Below are 12683 nucleotides of genomic sequence, written 5' to 3' on the forward strand. Positions count from 1 at the left end.
TCCTGTCGCCCTAGAAGCGCGACGGCGCTCCGGTCGGCACGACCTCCGTATGCGAAGTCATCGGACGACGTTCCAGCCGGTCCTCCAGCTGGCCAATGTGCGCGGCCAACGAGTTCTCGGTCTGCTGGGCCCGCGCCAGCATGGCGGCATGACGCTCGCCGTCCTGCGCCGACCGCGCGGTGGCCTGGGCTTCGAGGAAGTTGCGCAGCTCCGTGAAGCGCGAGGCCTCGGCCTTGTCGGCCAGATCGCGCTGGGTCTGCATCTCGCGGTTATGGCGCCGCGTCTCCAGCAGCACCGAACTCTGCAGATACACCACGTAGGCCACCAGCAGCACGCCCAGCAATACCGTCAGCCCCAGCATGATCAGCCCGAACGGCGCGCTGGTCTGCATGAAGCCCAGCGACATCAGCGTCGGGGCCACCAGCAGGCCCCAGTTCAACGCGGCCAACGCCGCGATCAGCACCACCACCACCAGCAATGCACCCGTAATCAGACCCATGTGAACCTCCTCGTTCGATCGTTCGATGCACAGGTTCTAGCCTGCGGCGAGCGCCGGGCCTGTCGGACAGGTTGCCCCCCGACGTGCGCCGGGCGGCCGTGTCGGAGCCACCGAAACGCCCGTGGGGCACGACGTCGTGGGGGCATGTCACGAGTCCGTCGACGGTCGCCCTCTAGAATTTCGCGCCCCGCGTTCGCGCAACCCATTCCCGCACCATGGCCCGCCCAGACCCCTTCGATCCCTCCGACCCCATCGACCCGGCGCTCGCCGTGACGCCCCGCGCCACGCGCGCCTCGCCCCTGCGCCCGCTGCCCAAGCTCATCTTCGCCAGCCGTTGGCTACAGCTGCCGCTCTACCTCGGCCTGATCGTGGCCCAGGGCGTGTACGTGGTGCACTTCCTGGTCGAGCTGCTGCACCTGGTGGAGGCCGCCTTCGGCAGCGAGACGGCGCTCAAGGCGCTGGTCACCAGCATCGGCTACAAGACCGCCGCCAGCGCGCCCATCACCTCGCTCAACGAGACGGTGATCATGCTGGTGGTGCTGGCGCTGATCGACGTCGTGATGATCTCCAACCTGCTGATCATGGTGATCGTCGGCGGCTACGAGACCTTCGTCAGCCGCATGGAGCTCCAGGGCCACCGCGACCAGCCCGAGTGGCTCAGCCACGTCAACGCCTCCGTGCTCAAGGTCAAGCTGGCCACGGCCATCATCGGCATCAGCTCGATCCACCTGCTCAAGACCTTCATCAACGCCGACAACTACACCGACCGCGTGCTGATCGCCCAGACGGTGATCCACATCACCTTCCTGATGTCGGCCATGGCCATCGCCTACACCGACCGGCTGATGTCGCGCGCGCCCGGCGAGCACTGAAGCGCGGCGGACCCGACGGCGGCGGGCGGCGCGGACCGTACCGCGCGCCGCCCGCCTTCCCATTTTTCTCCCACATCGCCCGGCACAGTCGCCTCCTTTCGATCCCGCGAGGAAGAAAGGACACGACATGCAGGCCCCCGCGAATCCCCTTGCCCGTCGGCACGCCGACGCCACCCGCCGCCGCGCGCTGGGCGCCCTCGGGTCGCTCGGCGTGATCGCGCTGACCGGCTGCGGCGGCGGCGACGACGCCACCGCGTCCGGCACCGCGACGACGACCGGCGCGGCGACGACGTCGACGACCACCGCATCCACCGCATCCACGACGGCCACCACCGCCACGACCTCCGGCCGCTGCGCGGCGGTGCCCGAGGAAACCGCCGGCCCCTATCCCGCCGACGGCTCGCAGGCCAGCGGCGCCACTTACAACGTGCTGGCCCTCAGCGGCATCGTGCGCTCGGACATCCGCACCAGCATCGGCGGCACGGTGGCCGCAGGCGGCGTGCCGCTGACGCTGCGGATCACGCTGACCGACACCGCCGCCTGCGCGCCCTTGTCGGGCTGCGCGATCTACCTGTGGCACTGCACGCGCGAGGGCACCTACTCCGTCTACACCACGCACAGCATCGGCGAGAACCACCTGCGCGGCGTGCAGCCGACCGACGCCGGCGGCGTGGCGACCTTCACGACCGTGGTGCCGGGCTGCTATGCCGGGCGCATGCCGCACATGCACCTGGAGATCTACCGCAGCGTGGCCGCGGCCACCGGCGCGGGCAACAAGCTGCGCACCACGCAGCTGGCCTTTCCGACCGACGTGCTCAAGGCCGTCTACGCCGCCGCACCGGGTTACTCGCAGAGCACCGCCAACCTCGACGCGATCAGTTTCGCGACCGACAACGTATTCAGCGACGGCACGTCGCTGGAGATGACCTCGCTCTCGGGCAACGTCACCGACGGCTACGTGGCGACGATCTCGATCTCGATCGCCGCCTGAGCTTGCGGCGGCCGGACAATGGGGCGATGCCCCGCCTGACCCTCCAGCGAAAGGTCTTCGTCGCGCTCGCCGCCCTGCTGGCGGCGCTGTTGCTGATCTTCGCGGGCTTCACGCGCTTCGGTCTGCAGCGCGGCCTGGCGCCCTACGTGGCGGAGATCGAGCTCTCCCGCATGCAATGGGTCGGCGAGCGGGCCGAGCAGAACCACGCCCGCAACGCCGGCTGGGACGCGCTGCGCGACGGCGGCCGCGGCGACGCCTGGCAGCAGCTCCTGCGCGACCGCACGCAATCGCCGCCGCGCACCCGGCCGCTGATCCGCAGCGGTGGCGGCATGGGTTTCGGCTGGCCCGGCCCGCCGCCCGAGGGCTTCTGGCCCGACCGCGACCTGCGCGGCCCCTCCGCCGGAAGCGACAGCGCGTCGTCGGACGGGGCGTCCTCCGGGCCGCCACGCTTCGGCGGCCCGCCGCCGCTGCCGTTCGAATTCGACGGCCGCCTCGGGCCCGATTCGATCTACGCGCGCCTGGGCGTCGTCGATGCGCAGGGCGTGCGCGTGGCCGGTGCCGCCGTCGATCCCGCCAGCGCCGTGCGCCGGCCGCTGCGCCAGGCCGGCACGACGATCGGCCACCTGGTGCTGGCGCCGCTGGAGGACCTGGGCAGCGACGCCGACCGGGCCTTCCTCGCGCAGCAGTCGCGCTTCATGGTCTGGACCGGATTGGCCGGCCTGGCGCTCGCGCTGGCGCTGTCGTGGTTCCTGGCGCGCCACTGGTTCGCGCCGATCGGCGAACTGATGGACGGCGCGCGCGGCATCGCGCAGGGGCGCCTGGGCACGCGCGTGCGGGTTCGCGGGCAGGACGAGCTGGCGACCCTGGCGCGCACCTTCAACCACATGGCCACGCGGCTCGACCGCGTCGAGTCCTCGCGCCGCGCCTGGCTGGCCGACGTCGCGCACGAGCTGCGCACCCCGCTGGCGGCCATGCGCGCGGAGATCGAGGCGCTGCAGGACGGCGTGCGCACCTTCGACGACCGCACCGCCCTGCGCCTGCACCGGCAGGTGATGCGCCTGGGCCAGCTGGTCGACGACCTGCGCCTGAGCATGAGCGACACCGCCGTGCCGCTGGACGCGGCCGAGACGGTGCGTCCGCTGGTGCTGGTCGACGAGGCCGTCGCCTCGATGCGCGAGCGCTTCGCGCAGGCCGGGATCGCGCTGGAGACGACCTGGCCGCCGGGCGCGGCACCGGTGCCCGAGGTCCTCGGCGACACCCGGCGCCTGCACCAGGTGGTCATGAACCTGCTGGAGAACAGCCTGCGCTACACCGACGCCGGCGGCCGACTGCGCGTGAGCCGCGCGCCGCCGGAGGACACGCCCGCGGGCGAGCTGCTGCTGTGGTTCGACGACACCGCGCCGGGCGTCGACGAGGCCGAGCGCCCGCTCATCTTCGAGCGCCTCTACCGCTGCGAAGGCTCGCGCGACCGCATGCTCGGCGGCTCGGGCCTGGGCCTGGCGATCTGCCGCAGCGTCGTGCTGGCCCACGGCGGGCGCATCGAGGCCGACGCCTCCCCCCTGGGCGGGCTGCGCATCGCCCTCGCCCTCCCCCTGACGGAAGACTTCCCATGAGCCGCATCCTCCTCGTCGAAGACGAACAAGACATCGCCGGCGTGCTGCGCGACTACCTGCGCCATGCCGGCCACGAGGTCGAGCACATCGACAACGGCACCACCGCGCTGGCCCGGGCCCTGGCGCAGCCGCCCGACCTGGTGCTGCTCGACGTCATGCTGCCGGGCACCGGCGGCATCGAGATCCTGCGCGCCATCCGCGCGCGCTCGTCGCTGCCGGTGATCATGCTGACCGCGCGCGTCGAGGAGGTCGATCGCCTGATCGGCCTGGAACTGGGCGCGGACGACTACATCTGCAAGCCGTTCTCGCCGCGCGAGGTGGTGGCGCGGGTCAAGGCGGTGCTGCGGCGCAGCGGCGCCGACCCGGCGGCGGCGACGGCGGCCACGCCGGCCGGCGCGCTGCGGCTCGACGACGGCCAGTGGCGCGTGACCCTGCAGGGGGCGACGTTCGCGCTCACGCGGCGCGAGTTCCGCCTGCTGGAGGTGCTGGCACGCCAGCCGGGACGCATCTTCTCGCGCACGCAATTGCTCGAACTCGCCTACGAGGACGTGCTCGACGTCAACGAGCGCGCCATCGACAGCCACGTGAAGAACCTGCGCCGCAAGCTCGCCGCCGCCGCGCCCGGCCACGAATGGATCCGCTCGGTCTACGGCATCGGCTTCGCGTTCGAGGACGTCGAGGCGCCGCGCGCCTGACGCCGCCGGGACCGCCTCAGCGGCCGGTCATGTTCCCGGGGACGACCCACTGGTCGAACTGCTCGCCCGTGAGGTGCCCCGAGGCCACCGCCGCCTCGCGCAGGCTGGTGCCCTCCTTGTGCGCCTTCTTCGCGATGGAGGCCGACTTGTCGTAGCCGATGTGCGTGTTGAGCGCGGTCACCAGCATCAGCGAGCGGTCGACCAGTTCCGTGATGCGCTCGCGATTCGGCTCGATGCCCACGACGCAGTGGTCGTTGAAGCTGCGCATGCCGTCGGCCAGCAGGCGCACGCTCTGCAGGAAGTTGTGCGCCACCATCGGGCGGAACACGTTGAGCTCGAAGTTGCCCGATGCGCCGCCGAAGTTGATGGCGACGTCGTTGCCGAAGACCTGCGCGGCCAGCATCGTGACCGCCTCGCTCTGCGTCGGGTTGACCTTGCCCGGCATGATCGACGAGCCGGGTTCGTTCTCCGGGATGCTCAGTTCGCCGATGCCGCTGCGAGGGCCGCTGGCGAGCCAGCGCACGTCGTTGGCGATCTTCATCAGGCTGGCGGCCAGCGTCTTGAGCGCGCCGTGCGCGTGCACCAGCGCGTCGACCGAGGCCATGGCCTCGAACTTGTTGGGCGCGGTGACGAACGGCAGGCCGGTCAGGGTCGCCAGCTCGGCCGCGACCTGCTCGGCATAGCCCTTGGGCGCGTTCAGGCCGGTGCCCACGGCCGTGCCGCCGAGCGCCAGCTCGCCCAGGTGCGGCAGTGCCGCGCGCACGTGCGCCTCGCCGTGCGCGAGCTGCGCCACGTAGCCGGAGAACTCCTGGCCCAGCGTCAGCGGGGTCGCGTCCTGCAGGTGGGTGCGGCCGATCTTCACGATGTCCATGAAGTCGGCGGACTTCTTCTCCAGCGTGCCGCGCAGCAGCGCCAGTGCCGGCAGCAGGCGGTGCGTGAGGGCCTCGACGGCGGCCACGTGCATGGCGGTGGGGAACACGTCGTTGCTCGACTGGCTGCGGTTGACGTCGTCGTTGGGATGCACGAGGCGCGATTCGCCGCGCTCGCCGCCGAGCAGTTCGCTCGCGCGGTTGGCCAGCACCTCGTTGACGTTCATGTTGGTCTGCGTGCCCGAGCCGGTCTGCCAGACCACCAGCGGGAACTCGTCCGGGTGCGTGCCGGCGATCACCTCGTCGGCCGCCGCGACGATGGCCTTCGTCTTCTTCTCGTCCTGCAGGCCCAGCGCGTGGTTCACCACCGCCGAGGCGCGCTTGACCTGCGCCAGCGCCTTGATGATCTCGCGCGGCTGCTGCTCGCCGGAGATGTCGAAGTTCTGCAGCGAACGCTGCGTCTGCGCCCCCCACAGCTTGTCGGCCGGGACCTCGATGGGGCCGAAGGTGTCGCGCTCGACGCGAATGTTGCTGCTCTGTGTCATCTGGAAAAGCTCCGCTGTCAAAATGGAGGGCGTGCCGGCAACGAAGCCCGGGCACGGAAAAGCCTGACAGCATAGCCAGGACAAGAACGACTCGCATTTGCGAAGCGCTTCCAACCCCACGAACCACGCCCATGACCACCACGATCCAGCAGTCCGACCTGATCGAATCGATCGCCGCGGCCCTCCAGTACATCAGCTACTACCACCCGGCCGACTACATCGCGCACCTCGCGCGCGCCTACGAGCGCGAGCAGAGCCCGGCGGCGAAGGACGCCATCGCGCAGATCCTGACCAACAGCAAGATGAGCGCCACCGGCCAGCGCCCGATCTGCCAGGACACCGGCATCGTCAACGTGTTCCTGAAGGTGGGCATGGACGTGCGCTGGGGCGGCTTCACCGGCAGTCTGGACGACGCCATCAACGAGGGCGTGCGCCGCGCCTACAACCACCCCGACAACACCCTGCGCGCCTCGGTCGTGGCCGACCCGCAGTTCGCCCGCAAGAACACCGGCGACAACACGCCGGCGGTGATCTTCACGGAGCTGGTGCCGGGCGACACGCTGGAAGTGACCGTCGCGGCCAAGGGCGGCGGCAGCGAGAACAAGAGCAAGCTGGCCATGCTCAACCCCGGGGACAGCATCGTCGACTGGGTGCTCAAGACCGTGCCGACGATGGGCGCGGGCTGGTGTCCGCCGGGCATGCTGGGCATCGGCATCGGCGGCACGGCTGAGAAGGCGGCGCTGATGGCCAAGGAGAGCCTGATGGACGACCTCGACATGCACGAGCTGCAGGCCAAGAAGGCTTCGGGCGCCGAGCTCACCCCGGTGGAAGCCCTGCGCATCGAGCTCTACGAGAAGGTCAACGCCCTGGGCATCGGCGCGCAGGGCCTGGGCGGCCTGTCCACCGTGCTGGACGTGAAGATCCAGATGTACCCGACGCACGCGGCGAGCAAGCCCGTGGCCATGATCCCCAACTGCGCGGCCACCCGCCACGCGCACTTCACCATGGACGGCAGCGGCGCGGTCTACCTCACGCCGCCCTCGCTCGACCTGTGGCCCGACGTCGACTGGGCGCCCGACTACAACAAGAGCAGGAAGGTCGACCTCGACACCCTGACCCCGGCCGAGGTCGCCAGCTGGAAGCCCGGCGACACGCTGCTGCTCAACGGCAAGATGCTCACCGGCCGCGACGCCGCCCACAAGCGCATCGCCGGCATGCTGGCCAAGGGCGAGCCGCTGCCCGTGGACTTCACCAACCGCGTCATCTACTACGTCGGCCCGGTCGACCCGGTCCAGGGCGAGGCCGTCGGCCCCGCCGGCCCGACCACCGCCACCCGCATGGACGGCTTCACCGAGATGATGCTGGCGCAGACCGGCCTGATCGCCATGATCGGCAAGGCCGAGCGCGGCCCGGTCGCCATCGAGGCCATCAAGAAGCACCAGAGCGCCTACCTGATGGCCGTGGGCGGCGCCGCCTACCTGGTGAGCAAGGCGATCCGCAACGCCAAGGTCGTGGGCTTCGCCGACCTGGGCATGGAAGCGATCTACGAGTTCGACGTTGTCGACATGCCGGTGACCGTGGCGGTGGACGCCGGCGGCACCAGCGTGCACATCACCGGCCCGGCCGAGTGGCAGCGTCGCATCGCCTCGGGCGAACTCAAGACGATCGCGCTGGAGCCGGCTTGAGTCCTGAAGGGAAGCGCCCGATCGGCGTGTTCGACAGCGGCATCGGCGGCTTCAGCGTGCTCGCCGCGCTGCGCGCCGAACTGCCGCACGAGGACTTCGTCTACTTCGCCGACACCGGCCACGCGCCCTACGGCGAGCGCGGCGACGACCACGTCGTGCGGCGCACGCGCGTGGTCGCGGCGGAGCTGATCGAGCGCGAGCGCATCAAGGCGCTGGTGGTGGCCTGCAACACCGCCACGGCCGCGGCCATCCACCTGCTGCGCGCCGACCTGCCCGGCTTCCCGCTGGTGGGCGTGGAGCCGGCGCTCAAGCCCGCCGTGGCGGCCTCGCGCACCGGCCGCATCGCCGTGCTGGCCACGCGCGGCACCGTGACCAGCCGCAAGTTCGCGCTGCTGCGCGAGGCCTTCGCGGCGCAGGCGGATTTCAGCGTGGTGGCCTGCGACGGCCTGGCGCGCGCCATCGAGGCGGGCGAGCCCGGCCCCGTCGCCGAGCTGTGCGCGCGCTATGTCGCGCAGGCCGGCCGTTTCGGCACTGCGCCGGGCGAGATCGACACGCTGGTGCTGGGCTGCACGCACTATCCCTTCGTGGCCGGCGAGCTGCGCCGCCACACCGGCGACGCCGTGCGCTTCATCGAGACCGGCGTGCCGGTCGCGCTGCAGACGCGGCGGTTGCTGGCGAGCGCGGGCATGCTGGCGCCGGCGGACCGGGACGACGACCCGGACGGCGACGACGGCATCGGACGAGGCATCGGCGCCGACGTCGCCGAGCGCATCGGCACGGTGCGGCTGATGGGCACGGGCGATCCCCTGGTGCTCCAGGCCGCCGCCACGCGCTGGCTCGACGGACCGCGCGGATGAGGCTCGGCATCCGCGCGCGGCTCGCCGCCGTGTTGCTGGCGGGCTCCTGCGGCGCCGTCCACGCCGCCTGCGACACCGGCCTGGCCGAGCGCATGCACGGCAAGCTCCATCCGCAGCGCACGCTCGACCACGAGCGCGCCGTGTGCGAGCCGTGGCGCGGCATGCTCGGCCGCTTCATCGTGCTGCTGCCCCTGGCGCGGCCGTCCACCGACCCGGACGTCACCGAGTACGACCTCGACGTGCTGGTCGTGCAGCAGGCCGACAACGGCAACACCGAGCGCGCGCGCATCGTCGCCCGCCTGTTCGAGCCGCGCGCGCTGGTGGTGGAGGACGACCGCACCGTCGCCGCGCTCAAGGTCGACACCGCGCGCTACACGCTCGCACCGGACGCCCTGGCCTTCGGCGTGCGCACGGTGGTGCGCGGCACTTCGCGCGCCGATCCCTACGAGAGCGAGCGCCTCGCGCTGTACGTGCCGCGGCCCCAGGACATGCAGCTCGACAAGGTGCTCGACGGCCTGGAGATCGCCCTGGAGCGCGGCGTCTGGGACAGCAACTGCAGCGGCGACTTCCAGACCCTGCGCGGCAGCGTGTCGGTCACCGGTGGCACGAGCAACGGCCGGGCCGACCTGCTGCTCTACCAGACCGCCTCGCGCAGCCGCTCCAGCCTGCAGGGCGAGGAATGCGTGACGCGCGAGCAGCCGGCGACCTTCCGCTCGACCACCCTGCGCTTCGACGGCAAGCGCTACCCGGTTCCCCGGCGGGCGATGCCCTGAGGCCTCGAGGCCCCGGGGTCCCTTCAGCGCGCGAAGCGGTCGGTCGCCACCACCAGGCGCTCGACGATGCCCGGTTCCGACCACGCATGGCCGGCACCCTCGACGAGATGGAACTCCGCCTCCGGCCAGGCCTTGTGCAGGGCGTGGGCATGGCGGGCGGGACACGGCATGTCGTAGCGGCCGTGCACGATGACGCCGGGAATCCCGTGCAGCCGATGGGCGTCGCGCAGCAACTGCCCCTCCTCGAGCCAGGCCATGTGGGTGAAGTAGTGGTTCTCCAGCCGCGCGAACGCCAGGGCGAAGCGGTCCTCGGCATGCGTCGCGGAGAACGCCGGATCGGGCAGCAACGTGATGGTCTCGCCTTCCCAGAGGCTCCAGGCCCGGGCGGCCTCAACACGCCTGACGGCATCGTCGCCGTTCAGGAGTCGCCGGTAGGCCCCGATCATGTCGCCGCGCTCGGCCTCGGGAACGGGCGCCTGGAAACGCTCCCACTTCTCCGGGAACATCTCCGAGACGCCGAACTGGTAGTACCAGTCCAGTTCGGCCCGGGTCACGGTGTAGACGCCGCGCAGCACCAGCGCGTCGACGCGATCCGGATGCGTCTGCGCATAGGCCAGCGCCAGCGTCGAACCCCACGAACCGCCGAAGACCAGCCACCGCTCCGCCCCGACGAGTTCGCGCAGGCGCTCGATGTCGGCCACGAGGTGCCAGGTGGTGTTGGCCGCCAGGCCGGCGTCGAGCCCGGCGTGGGGCGTGGAGCGCCCGCAGCCGCGCTGGTCGAACAGCAGCACGTCGTAGCTGGACGGATCGAACAACCGGCGATGCGAGGGCGAGATGCCGCCGCCCGGCCCGCCGTGCAGGAAGACGGCCGGACGGCCGCCCGGCGTGCCGACACGCTCGTAATGGATCGCGTGGTCGTCGCCGACGTCGAGCTATCCCGTCTCGTAGGGTTCGATGGGCGGATAGAGGACGTCGTCCGGATGTACAGGCATGGCGCGTCGCCTCCCCGTCAGGCCACCGTCTCGGAGATCTCGATCAGGTTCAGATCCGGGTCGCGCAGGTAGACCGAACGGATCTTCGAGACCGCGCCCGTGCGCATCACCGGCCCCTCGATCACCGCCAGCCCGCGCGCCGCGAGCCGCGCCATCACCTCGTCGAGCGGCACGTCGGCGATGAAGCACAGGTCCAGCGCCCCGGGCACCGGCAGGTGCGCCTTGGGCTCGAACTCATGGCCCTTCACGTGCAGGTTGATCTTCTGGTTGCCGAAACGGAACGCCTGGCGCCCGTCGCCGAAGCGCTCCAGCGTCATGCCCAGTCCGTCGACGTAGAAGCGCACGCAGGCGGCCTCGTCGGTGGTGGTGAGGACGAGGTGGTCCAGATGGTCGATCACGGGTGTCTCCTGGAAGCGGTACGAAGGAGCGTCGATTCTGTACCGACCGCCTCGCCGACGGCCCCGCTCCCGGGCACCCGCGGAACGGCTCCGCCCGGCCGCCGGGTACGCCCCCCTGAAGGAGGTTGGCGAAGCGGCACGCAGTGCGCGGAGACGGGGGGTCAGCGTTGGACTCCCCACTTCCGCACGGTCAGGCGTTCCAGGGTCGCGAAACCCAGGCTTTCGACCAGCAGGCCGATCAGCACCACCATCGCCAGGCCGGCGAAGACGCGGTCGGTGTAGAGCTCGTTGCGGTTCTGGAAGATGTACCAGCCCAGGCCACCCTGGCCCGACGAGGCACCGAACACCAGCTCGGCCGCGATCAGTGTGCGCCAGGCGAAGGCCCAGCCGATCTTCAGGCCCGACAGGATGGCCGGCAACGCCGCCGGCACCAGGATCTGCAGCACGAACGGCAGGCCGCGCAGGCCGTAGTTGCGCCCGGCCATGCGCAGGGTCTCGGGCACGCCCTGGAAGCCGGCGTAGGTGTTGAGCGCCAGCGGCCACAGCACCGAGTGGATCAGCACGAAGACCAGGCTGCCGCGCCCGAGACCGAACCACAGCAATGCCAGCGGCAGCAGCGCGATGGCCGGCAGCGGGTTGAACATCGAGGTCAGCGTGTCGAGGATGTCGCGGCCGATGCGCGTGGACACCGCCAACGTCGTCAGCCCGAAGGCCAGCAGCACGCCCGCGAGATACCCCTGCAGCAGGATGCCCAGCGAGATGCCGACCTTGTCGATCAGCTCGCCGGAGGCCAGGCCCTCGACCAATGCGCGCGCGGTGGCGGTGAAGGTCGGCAGCAGCAGGTCGTTGTCCTGCCAGCGCGCCGCGAACTCCCACAGCACCGCCAGCACGGCGAGGATCAGTCCCTTGCGCAGCCAGCCCTGCGCCCAGACGCGCGTGCCCAGCGGCAGCGAGCGTTCGACGGGCAGTTCCGTGAACGGCTGCAGCGTGCGCTCGTACTCGGGGCGGATGGGCGGATTCAGTGTGTTCATGGCGTTCACGGCGTGGCGGCGGCGTCCGGCTGTTCCTCGTCGAACAGCATGCGATGGATGCGCTGCGCCGTGGCCTGGAACTCGACCCCGCCCTGGCTGCCGAGGTCGAAGGCGTGGCTGTTGATCTCGGCGCGCATGCGCCCCGGATGCGGCGACAGCAGCGCGATGCGGTTGCCCACCACCAGCGCCTCCTCGATCGAGTGCGTGACGAACAGCAGCGTGAAGCGCACCTCATCCCACAGCGCCAGCAGCTCCTCCTGCATCTTGCGGCGCGTGAGGGCGTCGAGCGCGGCGAAGGGCTCGTCCATCAGCAGCACGCGCGGCTGCATCGCCAGGGCGCGGGCGATCGCCACGCGCTGCTTCATGCCGCCGGAGAGCTGGTGCGGATGCACGTCGGCAAACCTGTCGAGCCCGACCTTGGCCAGGTAGTGCATCGCCCGCTCGGCGGCCTCGCGGCGTCCCAGCGTGCCCGATGCCCGCAGCGGGAACATCACGTTCTCCTTCACGGTCTTCCACGGCGGCAGCTGGTCGAATTCCTGGAACACGACGATGCGGTCCGGCCCCGGCGCGGTGACGGCGCGGCCGTCGAGCCGGATCTCGCCCTCCACCGGCGCGATGAAGCCGCCGATGGCTTTCAGCAGCGTCGACTTGCCGCAGCCCGAGGGGCCCAGCAGCACGAAGCGGTCGGCCTCGAAGACGTCGAAGCCGACGCGGTGCGTGGCGCGCACGACGCGCTCGGGGGTGCGGTATTCGAGGCTGACGCCGTCGACCTGCAGCAAGGGCTCGGGCCGTTCCCGATCCTGCCCCCTCTCCCGCTCGCGGGAGAGGGTCGGGGTGAGGGCCTTCGGCGATGGCGACGGCCC

At 71.1% G+C, this 12683-nt stretch carries 12 protein-coding genes and 1 pseudogene; 7 read left to right on the top strand and 6 right to left on the bottom strand.

The annotated features are described in order from the left end of the window. Positions 1-10 precede the first annotated feature (10 nt). Positions 11-499, bottom strand: coding sequence for a LapA family protein (locus ABID77_RS05165; RefSeq protein ID WP_429591812.1), 489 nt, complete (start codon positions 497-499; stop codon positions 11-13). A gap of 215 nt (positions 500-714) precedes the next feature. Between ABID77_RS05165 and ABID77_RS05170 the strand changes: the two genes are divergently transcribed. From ABID77_RS05170 to ABID77_RS05185, 4 genes are all read left to right on the top strand, one after another. After that, a complete protein-coding gene (locus ABID77_RS05170; RefSeq protein ID WP_429591813.1) occupies positions 715-1371 on the top strand; it encodes a TIGR00645 family protein in 657 nt (218 codons plus the stop codon). A gap of 127 nt (positions 1372-1498) precedes the next feature. Next, complete coding sequence (locus ABID77_RS05175; protein WP_429591814.1) at positions 1499-2362, top strand: intradiol ring-cleavage dioxygenase; 864 nt, start codon at positions 1499-1501, stop codon at positions 2360-2362. 26 nt (positions 2363-2388) lie between these two features. Then, positions 2389-3975 carry an ATP-binding protein gene (locus tag ABID77_RS05180; RefSeq protein ID WP_429591817.1) on the top strand — a complete coding sequence of 529 codons (1587 nt, stop codon included), beginning with the start codon at positions 2389-2391 and terminating at the stop codon, positions 3973-3975. Beyond that, the gene (locus ABID77_RS05185) at positions 3972-4670 is read left to right on the top strand and encodes a response regulator (protein WP_429591820.1); all 699 of its coding nucleotides are present in this window, start codon (positions 3972-3974) and stop codon (positions 4668-4670) included. Before ABID77_RS05180 ends, ABID77_RS05185 begins: the two co-directional genes overlap by 4 nt. Positions 4671-4686: 16 nt before the next feature. On the opposite strand, the gene fumC is transcribed toward ABID77_RS05185, so the two are convergent. Further along, positions 4687-6084 (bottom strand): class II fumarate hydratase, encoded by a 1398-nt coding sequence (gene fumC, locus ABID77_RS05190; RefSeq protein WP_429591823.1) that lies wholly within the window; start codon positions 6082-6084, stop codon positions 4687-4689. A 131-nt stretch (positions 6085-6215) separates the two neighbouring features. Here fumC and ABID77_RS05195 point away from each other — a divergent pair, with 131 nt between their 5' ends. Genes ABID77_RS05195 through ABID77_RS05205 form a run of 3 tightly spaced genes read left to right on the top strand, consistent with a single transcriptional unit; the run spans position 6216 to position 9399 of the window. Beyond that, positions 6216-7769 carry a fumarate hydratase gene (locus tag ABID77_RS05195; RefSeq protein ID WP_429591826.1) on the top strand — a complete coding sequence of 518 codons (1554 nt, stop codon included), beginning with the start codon at positions 6216-6218 and terminating at the stop codon, positions 7767-7769. Further along, a complete protein-coding gene (gene murI, locus ABID77_RS05200; RefSeq protein WP_429591828.1) occupies positions 7766-8626 on the top strand; it encodes a glutamate racemase in 861 nt (286 codons plus the stop codon). Before ABID77_RS05195 ends, murI begins: the two co-directional genes overlap by 4 nt. Then, positions 8623-9399, top strand: a complete 777-nt coding sequence (locus ABID77_RS05205) for a hypothetical protein (RefSeq protein WP_429591831.1) — start codon at positions 8623-8625, stop codon at positions 9397-9399. Before murI ends, ABID77_RS05205 begins: the two co-directional genes overlap by 4 nt. A gap of 23 nt (positions 9400-9422) precedes the next feature. On the opposite strand, the pseudogene pip reads toward ABID77_RS05205, so the two are convergent. From pip to ABID77_RS05225, 4 genes and pseudogenes are all read right to left on the bottom strand, one after another. After that, positions 9423-10391, bottom strand: a pseudogene (pip, locus tag ABID77_RS05210) (prolyl aminopeptidase). A 17-nt stretch (positions 10392-10408) separates the two neighbouring features. Further along, positions 10409-10789, bottom strand: coding sequence for a VOC family protein (locus tag ABID77_RS05215; protein WP_429591834.1), 381 nt, complete (start codon positions 10787-10789; stop codon positions 10409-10411). 161 nt (positions 10790-10950) lie between these two features. After that, the gene (locus ABID77_RS05220; RefSeq protein WP_429591837.1) at positions 10951-11820 is read right to left on the bottom strand and encodes an ABC transporter permease; all 870 of its coding nucleotides are present in this window, start codon (positions 11818-11820) and stop codon (positions 10951-10953) included. 5 nt (positions 11821-11825) lie between these two features. Continuing rightward, a complete protein-coding gene (locus tag ABID77_RS05225) occupies positions 11826-12599 on the bottom strand; it encodes an ABC transporter ATP-binding protein (RefSeq protein WP_429591840.1) in 774 nt (257 codons plus the stop codon). Between the last annotated feature and the right edge of the window lie 84 nt (positions 12600-12683).

The sequence above is a fragment of the Variovorax sp. PvP013 genome (assembly GCF_050435945.1).
Classification (GTDB): Bacteria; Pseudomonadota; Gammaproteobacteria; order Burkholderiales; family Burkholderiaceae_C; genus Variovorax.

Bases quoted from the DNA above. Each gene is read 5' to 3' on its own strand.
- ABID77_RS05165 (WP_429591812.1), bottom strand. From the start codon at position 499: ATGGGTCTGATTACGGGTGCATTGCTGGTGGTGGTGGTGCTGATCGCG.
- ABID77_RS05170 (WP_429591813.1), top strand. From the start codon at position 715: ATGGCCCGCCCAGACCCCTTCGATCCCTCCGACCCCATCGACCCGGCG.
- ABID77_RS05175 (WP_429591814.1), top strand. From the start codon at position 1,499: ATGCAGGCCCCCGCGAATCCCCTTGCCCGTCGGCACGCCGACGCCACC.
- ABID77_RS05180 (WP_429591817.1), top strand. From the start codon at position 2,389: ATGCCCCGCCTGACCCTCCAGCGAAAGGTCTTCGTCGCGCTCGCCGCC.
- ABID77_RS05185 (WP_429591820.1), top strand. From the start codon at position 3,972: ATGAGCCGCATCCTCCTCGTCGAAGACGAACAAGACATCGCCGGCGTG.
- fumC (WP_429591823.1), bottom strand. From the start codon at position 6,084: ATGACACAGAGCAGCAACATTCGCGTCGAGCGCGACACCTTCGGCCCC.
- ABID77_RS05195 (WP_429591826.1), top strand. From the start codon at position 6,216: ATGACCACCACGATCCAGCAGTCCGACCTGATCGAATCGATCGCCGCG.
- ABID77_RS05205 (WP_429591831.1), top strand. From the start codon at position 8,623: ATGAGGCTCGGCATCCGCGCGCGGCTCGCCGCCGTGTTGCTGGCGGGC.
- ABID77_RS05220 (WP_429591837.1), bottom strand. From the start codon at position 11,820: ATGAACACACTGAATCCGCCCATCCGCCCCGAGTACGAGCGCACGCTG.